Below are 14,330 nucleotides of genomic sequence, written 5' to 3' on the forward strand. Positions count from 1 at the left end.
ACGTCGTGCTGGTACTGGCCGACGCCGATGGACTTGGGATCGATCTTCACCAGCTCGGCCAGCGGGTCCTGCAAGCGGCGGGCGATGGAGACCGCGCCGCGCAGCGACACATCCAGGTCCGGGAATTCCCGCGCCGCCAGTTCCGAGGCCGAGTACACCGAGGCGCCGGCCTCGGACACCACGATCTTGGTCATGCCCAGCTGCGGATAGGCGCGGATCAGTTCCTGCGCCAGCTTGTCGGTTTCACGGCTGGCGGTACCGTTGCCGATGGCGATCAGATCCACGCGGTGGCGCGCGCACAAGGCGCCCAGCACCGCCAGCGAGCGGTCCCAATCGCGGCGCGGCTCGTGCGGGTAGATCGTGGCGGTGTCCAAGAGCTTGCCGGTGCCGTCCACCACCGCCACCTTGCAGCCGGTGCGCAGGCCCGGGTCCAGGCCCAGCGTGGCGCGCTGGCCGGCCGGGGCCGCCAGCAAGAGGTCGTGCAGATTGTCGGCGAACACCTTGATCGCCTCGGCGTCGGCGGCGTCCTTGAGCCGCGACACCAGCTCCAGTTCCAGCGACAGGAAGATCTTGGCGCGCCAGCACAGGCGCACGCCGTCCAGCAGCCATTTGTCGGCTGGGCGGCCGGCGTCGCGCACGCCGAAGCGCGCGGCGATCAACTGCTCGTAGGCGGAGCGCTCGGTGATCGGAGTCTCATCCGGCTGGTACTTCAGCGTCAGGCTGAGCACGCCCTCGTTGCGGCCGCGCAACAGCGCCAAGGCACGGTGCGATGGGGTGGAGCGAATCGCTTCGCGGTGCTCGAAATAATCGGAGAACTTGGCGCCCTCGTGCTCCTTGCCGGCCACCACCAGGCCGGCCAACTCGCCCTCGCTCCACAGCTTTTCGCGCAATTGGCCCAGGAGTTCGGCATCCTCGGCGAAGCGCTCGATCAGGATGGCGCGCGCGCCGTCCAGCGCCGCCTTGGCGTCGGCCACGCCGGCCTCGGCGTTGACATAGGCGGCCGCGGCGGCGTTGGGGTCCTGGCTCGGGTCGGTCAGCAAGCCGTCGGCCAGAGGCTCCAGCCCGGCTTCGCGCGCGATCTGCGCCTTGGTCCGGCGCTTGGGTTTGTAGGGGAGGTAAAGGTCTTCCAGCGTGGTCTTGTTGTCGGCGGCGTAGAGCGCGGCCTCCAGTTCGGGACTCAGCTTGCCTTGCTCGGAAATGCTGCCGAGGATGCTGACGCGGCGCTCGTCCAGTTCGCGCAGATACACCAGGCGCTCGGCCAGGGTGCGAAGCTGGGTGTCGTCCAGGCCGCCGGTGACTTCCTTGCGGTAGCGGGCGATGAAGGGAACGGTGGCGCCGCCGTCTATCAGTTCGATGGTGGCGGATACTTGCGCCTCGCGGACGGAGAGTTCCGCCGCCAGACGGTTGGAAATGCTTTTCAACATCGGTTTTTATTCTTTCGAGTTGAACAAAAACCGCTACTCTACCGCCATCGCCGACAAAATCAACCGGGACGCCGCATCGGACGTCCCGGAACCGGCATTAGGTACCGGCGGCCACCGGCCGCTCCAGCCAGGCCTGGGCTTCCTCGGCGGTGTCGAAATACTGGGTGTGGGTATTGGACAGCAGGCCGGCGATGTGGGCGGCCAGCTTGATCCACACATCGCTGACCACCAGCGCCACGCGGCCGACATGGTTTTCATGCGCGCGCATGAATTTGACCTCTTCCAGCGCCATGTCCAGCGTGAAGTCCTTCAGCTCGCTCAGGTCCAATAGCAGATCCGGCTTGTCGCACTCGGACTGGCGCTTGAGCAGCGCCTCTTCCAGCAACTTGAAATCCGCCAGCGTGAATTCGTTGTACAGCGCCACGTCCAGGCCATAGTGTTGTTCGCGTATCGAGATCATGTGCTTCTCCTTTATGCGGTGTCGCTTTCATTTTAAGGCCGGGCAGCACTGGCGCGGCAAGCTTTTTCAGGCGGTCGGCGGCAGCGTCTTGAGCCAGGCGGCGAAGCGCCCGCGGGCGTTGCGGCAGGGCGAGGCGGTGTTGAACTGAATCATCCGCCCGCGCGTCCATTTTTCGTACCAGGGCCGGCCGTACAGCGCCTCGTCGGAGTAGCCCTCCACCAGCGCCTCCACCTGGCGCTGGCTGTCGTCCAGCAGCGCGCATAGCCGCGCCCAGTCTCCGATTCCTTGGCAATCGCGGTAGAACTTCTGCGCCAGCAGGCCCAGTTGGTTCCAACGGTAGCCAGTGTCGGGAAAGTCTATCGGCAAACCTTCCCGCTCCAGCCGGTGCCACTTCAGCACCAATGCCTGCCAGCCCAGCAGGTAGGCCAGCAGGTCCGCAGCGCTCATCTGGCTGCCCTTGGCGTGGCCGTCCAGTTCCGGCACGAAGGCGCGCTCCGGCGGCACCCGCGCCAGCACCGCGCGCAAGCGCCGGTATTCATCCCGCATCGCCGCCAGCAAGGCCGCCTTGTCCGCCGGTACCGCCATCGTCGCTCTCCCAGACTGGCCCGGCGCAGCGCCGGGTTTCGCTCCCAGCTTAACGCCGGCTGGCCAGCATGCCGCTGACGATGATCAAACCCATCGCCGCCAGGCTGGCGGCGCTGAGCGGGTCGCCCCACAGGCCGACGCCCAACAGGGTGGAAAACACCACGGTCAGATAGGACAGATTGGCGGCCAAGAGCTTGCGTCCCACCTTATAAGCGCGGGTCATCGCCAATTGGGCGATGGTGGCGGTGGTCCCCAGGCCCAGCAGCAGCCAGGCGTTCTGCAGCGTCACCGGATGCCAGGTTTCGAACAGCATCAGCAGCAGGCCGCCCAGCGTGGAGATCAGCGCGAAATAGAACACCACCTTCCACTCCGGCTCGCCCTGGCGGCCCAGTTCGCGGACGTGCAGATAAGACCAGCCGGCCAGCAGGCCGGAACCGACGCCGAGCAGGCCGGCCACCCAGGCCTCGCTGGACAGCGTGGGGCGCAGCAACAGCACCACGCCGACAAAGCCCAGCGCCAGGCCGGCCAGCGCCTGCTTGGGCAGGCGCTCGCGCAGCAGCACCACCGACAGCAGCGCCAGGAACATCGGCGAGGTGTAGTTGAGCGTCACCGCGGTGGACAAGGGCAGATGGGCGATGGCGTAGAAATACAATAGCATCGAGACATAGCCGATCAGGCCGCGCTGCACGTGGTAGCGCAGCAAGGGCGTGGCGAAGCGATCGCGCCGCCACAAGGCCGCCGCGCCCAGGGTGACCACGCCCATCAGGGTGCGCCAGAACACCAGCTCGGTGGAGGAGAAATATTCGGCGCCCAGCTTGACGAACACCCCCATCAGGCCGAAAAACACCGCCGCCACCACCATCCAGCCCGAACCCAGGCGCCACTTTGCACTAGTCAAACCACATTATCCTTATTCATTCTTGTTGAACCCTCAAGCCCTGCTTCAACGCAGGGCCGCCATCAGGCCGGACCCCACAATCAGGGCCATCGCCGCCAGCGACCAGGCGCTCAGCGGATCGCCCCACAGCACCACGCCCAGCAGCACGGAAAACAGCACCGTCAGGTAGCCAAAGCTGGCCACCAGGTATTTGCGCCCGTCCTTGTAAGCGCGAGTCATCGCCAACTGGCCCAGCATGCCGCAAACGCCGACGCCGAGCAGCGGCAAGACATTCTCCGCCGTCACCGCGCTGAAGCCCGGCCCCAGAATGAGCCAAATGCCGCCGAACAGGCTGGAAATAGCGAAAAACCAGAACACCACTTTCCAGGATGGCTCCCCCATCTGGCCCAGCTCGCGCACCTGAAACACCGCGTAACCGGCGCTGATGCCGGACGTCAGGCCGATCAGACCGGCCAGCCACTGTGCCGAGCTGAAAGTGGGCCGCAGCAGCACGACGATGCCGACAAAGCCCAGCAGCAAGGCCAGGCCGGTGCGCGGCGTCAGCCTGTCCTTCAGCTTGACCACGCACAGCAAGGCGAAGAACAGCGAGGAGGTGTAATTCAGCGTCACCGCGGTGGACAAGGGCAGCCGGGTCAGCGCGTAGAACAGCGCCACCATGGACGCATAGCCGACGAAGCTGCGCTTGATGTGGCCGCGCCAATGCGGCGTCAGCGGCGATTGCCGCCGCCAGGCCATCGCCGCGCCCAAGGTCAGCGCGCCGATGGCGGTGCGCCAGAACAGCAGCTCGGTGGAGCCAAAAGTGGCGGCGCCCAGCTTGACGAACATGCTCATCAGCGCGAAGCACAAGGCCGCCACCACCATCCAGCCGGCGCCCAAGCGGCCCTGGCGCAAACGCCGTCCCAGCCTCAGCGCGCCGTCGCGCCAGGCCGGCGTCATCGCTTCAGCCATTCCAGCGACAGGCAGATGGACTCCATCTGACGGCGGTAAGTCTTGAATTCGGACGCGTTGGCGGTGCAGCGCGCCTCGGCCACCCGCTTCTTGTCGCCCAACTGGAACACGTGCAGATTATGGCGGACGATCCACAAGCGGTTGGACACCAGGCGACCGTCGCGGTATTCGGTGACCAGCCGGCCGTTGCGGCTGTTGCTGCGCACGAAGTTGGCGGCTTCGCGGTCGCCATCCTCGCGGCGGTATTTCTGCGCCAGCCGCGCCAGCGTGTCGCCGCGCCCGGACTTGCGCGCGATGATCTGCACATCGATGGCGGCGCGCTCGCGCTGGTCCGCCTTGGGCGGCACCACCCGCAGTACGCGCTGGCCATCCACCACGCTGGGCCGCACTTTCCAGCCCGGCGGGACGTTGAAACGCACCCGGCTGGCGGCATCGGCATAGACGGCGGCCTGCGCCAGAGGGACCTGCAAGACCAATAACAAGGGCAAACAGCGAAAAAGCGTTTTAAGCATGGAATCGGGCAAACCAGAATAAGAAAGGCGCGGACCCCGTCCGCGCCTTCGCATTATGACACCGCAAGCCGCAGCTTAACCAGCCAGCGCCGCGCCCATCTTGCCGCGGTAGAACTCGTGGAAGTGCTGCATGCCTTCCTCGGTGGGCGATTGGTAAGGCCCCACCTCGCTTTCGCCGCGCAACCACAGCGCGCGGCGTCCTTCGTGCATGCGGTAGCAGATCTCGTCGTCTTCCTTGGCGGTTTCGAAATAAGCCGCCTGCTCCGCCTCGATGAACTCCGGCTCGAACCACACCACGTCCTCCGGGTAGTAGAACTCGGTCAGCACCGTGCACTGCTCCGGGCCGCGCGGCATCACCACGCTGACCACCAGCACGTGCGGATACCACTCCACCATGATGTTGGGGTAGTAGGTCAGCCAGATGGCGCCGAATTCCGGCTGCTGGTCGGCGTAGCGGCGGCGGACTTCCTCGTGCCACTTGCCATAGACACGGGAGCCGGAAGTGGCCAGCTTGTTCTTCACGCCCACGGTCTGCACATGGTATTGCGCGCCCCACTCCCATTTCAGGTCGCCGCAATCGACGAAATTACCCAGGCCGGGGTGGAAGGGATCGACGTGGTAATCCTCGGAATACACTTCGATGAAGGTCTTCCAGTTGAAGTCGTACTCGCTCAGATGGCTGGAGTGGTAGGCGTAGCCGTCAAAGCGCATATGCTTGGCCACGCCCAGGTTTTCCAGATCGCGCGCCACATCGCGGCGCGCGTCGAACAAGAGGCCGTTCCAGCGCGTCAGCTCGGTCTGGTTCAGCTTCAGGCACGGCGTTTCCGGGAAATGCGGCGCGCCCAGCAAGGCGCCCTCGGCGTCATAGGTCCAGCCGTGCAGATTGCAGACGATATGGTTGCCGTTGCCGCGGCCTTTATAAATGATGGCCTGGCGGTGACGGCAGACATTGGAGATCAGCTTGATCCGGCCATCCACATTCTTGAGCATCTTGCCGTGGCCCATCCAGTCCAGGGTCTGATAATCGCCTGCGTTCGGCGTCATCAGCTCATGGCCATAGTAGATGGGCGCGTCTCCAAACAGCAGCCGCTGTTCCTGAGCGTAATAGGCAGGATCAAAATAGGTATAGACGGGTAGCTGAGCAGCAGAAGCTTGAAGCAACTGCGCGGAAGCCAGATCAGACATTATTCCCACACCTCCGTGGTAGAAGATATAAGACCAGCCGAATCTCGCTTGAAACGAGTTTGCGGGACTATCAAAAACAATCAACAAAAACAAGGCCGAACCTTGCGACAGAGGGGCGGATTATGCCCCCGCCCCCCCACCGGGGCAAGCCTTTCCTCTCTCGCGTCAGCGGGTTTTTGGCGCAAAAACATCAGCTTGCGCGATCCAAATAATATTTGGAATGATATTTTTGATAGAAATCAACGCTTTATCAATAACATTGCATTGCAACATTAGAGTCGGTTAATTCGCGGTGCTATAATCGCCGCCATGGTCGTCGCCCTTGCGCGCCAGGCTTGGCGCCAACGCCCCATCTGGACTGTAGCCGATGTGCGGCCAGTTGCAATGAGCGCCGCGCAAAACCAGCCGCAGCCATGTTTCGCGCCAGTCGCGCCCCTGCGCTGACGCGGCAGTCCGGCAATGCTATACCGATTGGAATGCCTAGGCGGCGCCGGCGGGAAAACCCTTCCCGCCGCCACGGCCGCCTGCGCGGCCGCCATGGCGGAAAAATGCGGATTTTTGCTCAAATGCCCAATTTAATGATCTCGCGCGTGTTGCGCCTACAGCCAGCCTTGCCGCCTTGTCGGTTCGCGGCAGTCTATCGCGCCCGCTCCCGCCGCGCGCCACAGGAAAGCCTCTGAAAACATGCAAACCTTCTTCCTCGCTCCCATCGGCTTCAATGCCGGCCTGACCTCGGTGGCGCTGGGCGCCATTCACAGCCTGGAACAGGCCGGCCTGCGCGTCGGCTTCGTCAAGCCCATCGCCCAGGGCGCCGACCCCAAGGAGCCAGAGCGCTCCACTCATTTCGCGCGCGCCATCTGCCGGCTCAACCCGCCGGAACCGATTCCGATGGAGCGGGTCGAGCACCTGCTGTCCAAGGGTCAGGTGGATCAATTGATGGAAGAAGTGGTCAGCCTGTACCAACAGGCGGCCAACCAGGTGGACGTGGTGCTGGTGGAAGGCCTGGTGCCGGACCAGAAGCAGGTGTTCTCCACCTTTCTGAACACCAAGATCGCGCGCAATCTGCAGGCGCAGACCATCCTGGTCAGCGCCGCCGACAATCTGGCCAGCCATGAAATCGCCGAGCAACTGGAAATGAGCATCCAGGCCTTTGGCGGCGGCCAGGGCGGCCAGATCGCCGGCTACATCCTCAACCGGGTGCCCAAGGACCAGGACGCCCAGGACATCGCCACCGAGGTGCTGGAGAGCAGCAGCCTGATGAAAAAGGCGCGGCTGCCGATGCTGGGCGCCATTCCACACGAGCCGGAACTACTGGCGCCGCGCACGCTGGACGTGGCCAATCACTTGAAGGCGCGGCTGCTGCACGCCGGCCAATTGACCAGCCGCCGCGTGCGCACCATGGTGGTGACCGCCCGCACCGTGCCCAATATCGTGCACCTGCTCAAGCCCGGCGCGTTGATCATCACCCCGGGCGACCGCGAGGACATCGTGCTGGCCACCGCGATGGCGGCGATGAACGGGGTGCCGCTGGCCGGCCTGTTGCTGACCTGCGACTCGATGCCGGACCCGCGCATCATGCTGCTGTGCCAGCAGGCCTTCACCGGCGGCATGCCGGTGATGGCCAGCGAATCCAACACCTTCGATACCAGCAGCGCGCTCAATAATATGAGCTTGCAAGTGCCGTCCGACGACCGCGAGCGCATGGAGCGCGTGATCGAATTCGTCGCCGAGCACCTGAACGTGGCGCCGCTGAAGCAATACATCGGCACGCCGCAGGAACTGCGCCTGCCGCCGCCGGCCTTCCGCTATCAGTTGATGGAGAAGGCGCGCAAGGCGAATAAGCGCATCGTGCTGCCGGAAGGCAACGAGCCGCGCACGATACAGGCCGCCGCCATCTGCCACGAGAAGGGCATCGCCCGCTGCGTGCTGATCGGCCAGCGCGCCGAAATCCTGCAAGTGGCGGAAGCCCAGGGCGTGACGCTGCCGGAATCGGTGGAAATCATCGATCCCAACGAGGTGCGCGGCCGTTACGTGCCGCCGATGGTGGAGCTGCGCAAGAGCAAGGGCCTGAACGCGCCCATGGCCGAGCAGCAACTGGAAGACAATGTGGTGATGGGTACCATGATGCTGGCGCTGGACGAAGTGGACGGCCTGGTGTCCGGCGCGGTGCATACCACCGCCAACACCATCCGCCCCGCCCTGCAACTGATCAAGACCGCGCCGGGAGCCCGCATCGTGTCCAGCGTGTTCTTCATGCTGATGCCGGAACAGGTGCTGGTTTACGGCGACTGCGCGGTGAACCCGGACCCGGACGCCGAACAGTTGGCCGACATCGCCATTCAGTCGGCGGATTCCGCCGCCGCCTTCGGCATTCCGCCGCGAGTGGCGATGATCTCCTACTCCACCGGCTCCTCCGGCAGCGGCTCGGACGTGGAGAAAGTGCGCGAAGCCACCCGCATCGCCAAGGAAAAGCGGCCGGACCTGCTGATAGACGGCCCGATGCAGTACGACGCCGCCAGCGTGGAATCCGTCGGCCGCCAGAAAGCGCCGGACAGCGCGGTGGCCGGACGCGCCACCGTGTTCGTGTTCCCGGACCTCAACACCGGCAACACCACCTACAAGGCGGTGCAGCGCTCGGCCAATGTGGTGTCGGTGGGCCCGATGCTGCAAGGCCTGCGCAAGCCGGTCAACGACCTGTCGCGCGGCGCGCTGGTGGACGACATCGTCTACACCATCGCCCTGACTGCGCTGCAGGCGGAGCAAGGCGAATCCATCTAAGCCCAGCCTCCCTATCCAACCGCCTGCCGCCCGGCAGGCGGTTTCGCCATTCCGCGCAACAGCGCCCTTCCCCAGTACCGCCCTGCCCGTTCATGCCATTGCGTTAATTCAAACAATTGTTTTACATTGGAGCGCCATAAGAGCCGCACAACAACAAGCTGCGTCCGCAGCCGCGTCTACAACGCATCAGAGGGGCACTCCATGTCGATTCAAACCATCACCGAATGGTTCATCCCGGACCGCGTCCGCCTATCTCCGGAACAGGCGATCCGCGGCCGCACCGTCGTCGGCGTCGGCCTGCTGGCCGGCCTGGTGGCGCCGCTGTTCGCCGTCGAATACCTGCAACTGGGCCACCGCGCGATGGCCGCCGGCATCGCGCTCGGCGGCCTGGGCCTGCTGCTGGGGCCGCTGCTGCTCAAGCTCAGCGGCGCGGTGCGCTTCAGCGCGGAATTCATCACCAGCTGCATGTACGCGATGGTGTGCTGGATGGTCTACGTCAACGGCGGCATCCAATCCACCAGCATCGTCTGGTTCGCCGCCATTCCCTTCACCGCCGTCTTCGTCGCCACCCGCGTCTCCGGCATGGTCTGGCTGGCGCTGACCGTGGCCGCCATCGGCCTGTTCCTGTGGCTGAGCGCCCAGGGCCTGCTGCCGGCCAACCCGATTCCCCACGCGGAAATCCCCAAGCTGCAGGCCAAGTCTCTGGCCGGCCTGTCCCTGGTGGTGCTGGCGCTGGCGCTGGCTTTCGACAAGGCCAAGGTCAAAAGCTTCGAGAAACTGGAAAGCGCGCGGAGCGAAGCCGAACAGGCGCAGCTGGCGATGCGGCAACTGATGGCCCAGTTGACCCAATCCATCCAGGCCGCGTCCAGCGCCAGCCGCGACATCGCCGGCAGTACCGGCAATATGGCCGACACCATGGCCAGCCAGCGCGAACGCTCCGAGGACATGGTGGTGATCGCCCAGCAAATGGCGGTGGTCACCAGCCAGAACGCCGAGCAATCGGTGACCGCCACCCAATTGGCCCATACCGCCGGCCAGGCCGCCTTGGGCGGCGGCGCGGCGATGGACCAGGCGGTGCGCCAGCTGAGCAAGGCCGGCGAGGTGATCGCGCTGGCTTCCGGCCGGCTGGAACAATTGGGCGAACGCAGCGCCGAGGTCAGCGGCATCGTGCAATTGATCCGCGACATCGCCGACCAGACCAATCTGCTGGCGCTCAACGCCGCCATCGAGGCGGCGCGCGCCGGCGAATTGGGCCGCGGCTTCGCGGTGGTGGCCGACGAGGTGCGCAAGCTGGCCGAGCGCACCCAGAACGCCACCTTGGACATAGAGCAGAAAATCCGCCTGATCGTCGACGGCACCAATCAAGCGCTGCTGGCGATGCGCGACGGCAATCAGCAGATGCAGGCCGGCCGCGACAACTCGCTGGACGCCCAGCGCAAGCTGTCCGGCATCATAGGCGAAACCGGCGAACTGGCCAGCCTGCTCAGCCAGATGTCGCAGGCGGAAGCCAATCAGAACCAGGGTTTCGCCCAGTTCGCCAGCGACATCACCGCGGTGGGCGAATCCACGCGCAGCCTGTCCGGTGAAACCCAGGCCATCGCCGACGCCATCGCGCGGCTGGACCATTTGCTGGAAGATCTGGGCCAAAGCGCGCGCCATTTGCACGCGCAAAACGCCGCGGCATGAAAAACGCCGGCCTGTAGGCCGGCGTCGTCCTTTGGAGTGGCGAACGCCCTTACTGCGGCAACTCGCTATTGCTGAACACCTCCAACTGCACCTGCTTGACGCGCTTGTCCGCGGCCAGGCGCTGCTGCAAGGACAACAGTTCGGCCTGGGCCGGCGCGTCGAACACCACCACGCTCTGGGTGCGATAACGCACGCTCAGGCTGTGGTCGCGCGCCACCGCGGCCTCGTCGCGCGGCGAAGCCAGCTTGACCATCACCACGCCGCTGGCCTTGGACGGCGCCACTTCGCCCTCCGAGCGCAGCACATCGCCGCGCTTCAGCGTCACGCCGCCCTCGCTCGCCGCCGAGCGGGCGCTGACGCCCAGCGGCAGCTTGCCGGCCGGAGCCGCCTGCTTGTAATAAGTCTTGCCGTTGATCACCAGCGGCTGGCCGTCCGGCTTCTGCTTGAAGGACGGAACGTCGGCGGCCTGGGCCGCAGCGGCCAGCGCCAGCAGGCCGGCCAGAATCAGGGAATGTTTCATCGTTATGCTCCTTTGTGGCCGATGAAGCGGATGGACCAAGACCGCAGCGTGCCGGTGGCGTTGGGCAGGCTCAGCGTGCGCTGGCCTTGACCGTCGCGGTAGTCATAGAAGTACTCGGCGCCATTGGTGTCGATTACGCGCAGCCGCCATTGGCCGCGCGCCGATTCGCCGTAGAAGTGGTTGGACAGCAGACGCTGCTGATTCAAGCCATAGTTTTCATTCACCAGGCTGGTGCGCGGCGACAACAACACCGAGCGGGTGCCGGCCGGCGAAATCAGCTCCACCGCCAGATCGTTGGCGCGGCCGTGCTGCGCGTCCACCAGCACCTGCACCGCCTCCACCGTCAGGTCATCGGCATGATTGTACGCGCTCTCCACCCCGGCTTCATTGGCGTCGGGAATCGCCTTCATCACCGACACCGTCTGCCAGCGCGTCTTCTCCAACGCCGTCAGCGGCGTGTGGTTGCGGCCCAGCTCCACCGCCTTGTCCACGTCGATCAGGCCAAAGCCGTAGAACGGGTGGAAAGCGAGACCGGCGGCGTTGTTACGCCATCCCGGCAAGGCCTGGTAGCTGTGCGCGCCGCCCTTGGCGTCCTTGAACGCTAGCGTTACGCCCGGATGGTTGGCATCCACCTTGCGCGCCGATTTGATCAGCAAGTGGCGCACATCGCGCGCGCTCAGATTGGGATACGCCGCCATCAGCAACGCGAACGAGCCGGAAGCCGCCGGCGCCGCGGCGGAGGTGCCGTTCATGGTGCCGCGATAATCGCAGTTCGGATCCAGCGTAGTGCCGCCGTGCAACTGATTGGTGGACGGACGCAGCGTGGAGTTGGAACCGCGGTCGCAACCCACCAGATCGGTGGTCACCATCGCCGGGCTGGCGGTGCCGTACTCGCCGCCGGGCGAGGTCAACAGCACGTTGGCGCCCACCGAGGAGTAGGACGAGCGCACGCCGTCGGCGTTCAGCGCCGACACCACCACGTTCCAGTAGTTGCTGTTGTCGGTGGTCAGATTGGAATCCTGCATCGGCAGACCATCGTTGCCGGACTTGGCCAGGATGTAAGTGGGCTTGCCATCGCTGCCGGTGCCGGACTGGAAGCTGCTGAAAGCATTGCCCGCCGACTTGACGAATACCGCGCCCTTGCCGCCGTTGCTGCGCAGGCTGACGTCCTCGTGCGCTTCGTCGCGCACCCGCAGCGTCATATCGGTGTCCGGGTTGCCCGGAATCGAGCGGATCGCCGAACTGCCATAGCTCTGGTTGAACACGCGGGAGCTGGTGGACGACTGGCCGGCGCCGTCGCTCGGCGATTTGCCATGCGACAGCATCCAGCCGGCGGTGGTTTGCGCCTTCAGCCAGTTGAAACCGTTCAGGCTGGCCGACGGTGCCACGCCGCGGCCGCCCAGATTATTGAAGCCCACCGCGGCGGCGATGCCGGCCACGGCGGTGCCATGGCTGTCGGTGGCCAGGCTGGGGGTCGGGTCGTCGCTATTGTTGGCCAGGTTCTTGGAGCCGGGCACCACATTGCCCGCCAGGTCCGGGTGGCGGATTTCCAGGCCGTCGTCGATGACGGTCACCGTCACGCCGCGGCCCAGGATATTGCGCGAGTGGCTGAGCGCCAGGTTCAGATCAATGCCGGCCACGCCGCCGCGTTGCGAAAACGCGTTTTGCCCTGTGTTTTGCAAGAACCATTGTTGGGAAACCAGCGGGTCTCCCGGCTGCAAGGGCGTGGCGGCCTGGCCGGCCAGGGACGCCAGGGCCAACGAAACCGCGCCCACCGTGATATGGATACGCATTGCATCTCCTAAGTGTCGAAACTACGGTCGATTGAGAAAAACCGCCGTGAGTCCGGGGCTGCCACCCCATCGCTCCCGGCCATTCACAGCCGCCTGCCAGCGGCCGCGAAATCGCGTGGCCCCGCCGCCCGCGCCTGCCATCGACACCTGGACTCGATGTCAAACCCTGCCAAACGCAAGCCCGCGGCGCCAATGCCGGCCCGCCAAGCGACGGACGAAGCGGAGATTCCATCCGCCTTCCTTTCGCAACATTGCGTACCGGCCAATGCAGTGAACCATCAAAAGCATAAATGCCAAAGTCCTAGCAATTTTGATCGTATATAAAATTTTCATAATGCAAAATGCAATAATTCCCATTTGCAAATATGACATAAGCCCGTAACAAAACAGATAAAACCCGGTCTAAATCAACCGCTTACTCACCAAGCCGCCGACAGGGACAGGCACTTGGCCCACGCCGGGCAAGCGCGGCGCGGCCGGCTTTCGGCCATGGGCAAGGTCAGGATTTGTCAGACAAAAGCACTGAAAAGGGAAAGAAAAGGAACAAAAAAACGCCCCGGACGGGGCGTTTTGAATGGGATGCGTTTAAGGCGCGAGGTTTTAGTCGCGCTCGCCTGCAAAGGCCAGCAGCAATTGCAGCAAGCTGGTGAACAGGTTGTAGATGCTGATGTAGATCGACAGCGCGGCGGAGATATAGCTGTCCTCGCCGCCATCCACCACCACCTTGACCTGCCACAGAATCATCAGCGAGCTGAACAGCGCGAAAGCCGCGGAGATCATCAGTTGGAAAGCCGGCATGCGCAGGAAGATATTGGCCACCACCGCCACCATCAGCACAATCGCGCCCACGGTCAGGAAGTTGCCCAGGCCGCTCAGATCACGCTTGGTGGTGGTGGCGATGCCCGCCATCACGAAGAACACCAGCGCGGTGGCCGCGCCCGCGGTCATGATCAGCTGGCCGCCGTTGGAAAACCGGAACGCCAATTGCAGCAAGGGCCCCAACAGCAAGCCCATCAGGAAGGTGAAGCCCAGCATCAGGAACACGCCGGCCGAGCTGTAGCGGTTTTTCTCGATGGCGAACACCAAGCCGTAAAACACGGCCAGGATCGCCAGCATGCCGATGATGGGGCTGCCGGCCAGGAAGCCGAAATTCATATTGGTGCCGACGATGGCGCCCATCACCGTGGGGATCATCGACAGGCCCAGCAAGCCATAAGTATTGCGAAGAACCTTATGGCGTACCTCGGCCATACCGGTCGTCTGATAGGCCGTCTCAAGGTTCGGGTGCATAATTAAGCCTTTCTCCAAAGGGATTTTTATCAAATTGTACCGACAGTGACAGCCGCCGTGGCAATAAGTTTCCCGGCGGCCCGGCTTGCGCCTCGCAAACGCTTCGGGTATTCTTGCACTCCCTTGCAAATGAGGGCTTACGGTCTAATTTGCAAGCGGCATCAAAGCGAAAGTGGCGGAATTGGTAGACGCACTGGATTTAGGTTCCAGCGCCGCAAGGCGTGAGAGTTCGAGTCTCTCCTTTCGCACCA

Annotated in this window: 12 protein-coding genes and 1 tRNA gene; 3 read left to right on the plus strand and 10 right to left on the minus strand. The window is 64.3% G+C overall.

The window, feature by feature from the left end; genetic code table 11:
- The 7 genes from ACE3QM_RS21850 to ACE3QM_RS21880 form a co-directional block, all read right to left on the minus strand.
- Positions 1-1,424, minus strand: a 1,424-nt coding sequence (locus tag ACE3QM_RS21850) for a Tex-like N-terminal domain-containing protein (protein WP_374424844.1), incomplete at its 3' end; no start/stop codon positions are given.
- A 97-nt stretch (positions 1,425-1,521) separates the two neighbouring features.
- Positions 1,522-1,884 carry an STAS/SEC14 domain-containing protein gene (locus tag ACE3QM_RS21855; RefSeq protein ID WP_048407772.1) on the minus strand — a complete coding sequence of 121 codons (363 nt, stop codon included), beginning with the start codon at positions 1,882-1,884 and terminating at the stop codon, positions 1,522-1,524.
- A gap of 66 nt (positions 1,885-1,950) precedes the next feature.
- A complete protein-coding gene (locus ACE3QM_RS21860; RefSeq protein WP_374424847.1) occupies positions 1,951-2,469 on the minus strand; it encodes a ClbS/DfsB family four-helix bundle protein in 519 nt (172 codons plus the stop codon).
- A gap of 49 nt (positions 2,470-2,518) precedes the next feature.
- Complete coding sequence (locus ACE3QM_RS21865; RefSeq protein ID WP_374424859.1) at positions 2,519-3,331, minus strand: DMT family transporter; 813 nt, start codon at positions 3,329-3,331, stop codon at positions 2,519-2,521.
- Positions 3,332-3,412: 81 nt separating this feature from the next.
- On the minus strand, positions 3,413-4,303 hold the full coding sequence (locus ACE3QM_RS21870) for a DMT family transporter (RefSeq protein ID WP_374424849.1): 891 nt from the start codon (positions 4,301-4,303) through the stop codon (positions 3,413-3,415).
- On the minus strand, positions 4,300-4,785 hold the full coding sequence (locus ACE3QM_RS21875) for a hypothetical protein (RefSeq protein WP_231460977.1): 486 nt from the start codon (positions 4,783-4,785) through the stop codon (positions 4,300-4,302). Before ACE3QM_RS21875 ends, ACE3QM_RS21870 begins: the two co-directional genes overlap by 4 nt.
- 117 nt (positions 4,786-4,902) lie before the next feature.
- A complete protein-coding gene (locus ACE3QM_RS21880) occupies positions 4,903-6,012 on the minus strand; it encodes an aromatic ring-hydroxylating dioxygenase subunit alpha (protein WP_048407768.1) in 1,110 nt (369 codons plus the stop codon).
- Between the two features lie 684 nt (positions 6,013-6,696).
- Here ACE3QM_RS21880 and pta point away from each other — a divergent pair.
- Positions 6,697-8,790, plus strand: coding sequence for a phosphate acetyltransferase (pta, locus tag ACE3QM_RS21885; protein ID WP_374424852.1), 2,094 nt, complete (start codon positions 6,697-6,699; stop codon positions 8,788-8,790).
- A gap of 201 nt (positions 8,791-8,991) precedes the next feature.
- Positions 8,992-10,476: a methyl-accepting chemotaxis protein gene (locus tag ACE3QM_RS21890; RefSeq protein WP_374424854.1), complete on the plus strand. Its 1,485-nt coding sequence runs from the start codon at positions 8,992-8,994 to the stop codon at positions 10,474-10,476.
- 49 nt (positions 10,477-10,525) lie between these two features.
- Here the strand turns inward: ACE3QM_RS21890 and ACE3QM_RS21895 are convergent, their stop codons facing one another.
- The 3 genes from ACE3QM_RS21895 to ACE3QM_RS21905 all read right to left on the minus strand — a co-directional run bounded on the left by ACE3QM_RS21895 (position 10,526) and on the right by ACE3QM_RS21905 (position 14,079).
- Positions 10,526-10,996 carry a hypothetical protein gene (locus ACE3QM_RS21895; protein WP_048407765.1) on the minus strand — a complete coding sequence of 157 codons (471 nt, stop codon included), beginning with the start codon at positions 10,994-10,996 and terminating at the stop codon, positions 10,526-10,528.
- A 2-nt stretch (positions 10,997-10,998) separates the two neighbouring features.
- Complete coding sequence (locus ACE3QM_RS21900) at positions 10,999-12,789, minus strand: S8 family serine peptidase (protein ID WP_374424857.1); 1,791 nt, start codon at positions 12,787-12,789, stop codon at positions 10,999-11,001.
- 600 nt (positions 12,790-13,389) lie between these two features.
- Positions 13,390-14,079, minus strand: a complete 690-nt coding sequence (locus tag ACE3QM_RS21905) for a Bax inhibitor-1/YccA family protein (protein WP_231460981.1) — start codon at positions 14,077-14,079, stop codon at positions 13,390-13,392.
- 166 nt (positions 14,080-14,245) lie between these two features.
- Here ACE3QM_RS21905 and ACE3QM_RS21910 point away from each other — a divergent pair.
- A tRNA-Leu gene (locus ACE3QM_RS21910) sits at positions 14,246-14,330 on the plus strand.

The sequence above is a fragment of the Chromobacterium sp. genome (assembly GCF_041912965.1).
Classification (GTDB): domain Bacteria; phylum Pseudomonadota; class Gammaproteobacteria; order Burkholderiales; family Chromobacteriaceae; genus Chromobacterium; species Chromobacterium aquaticum.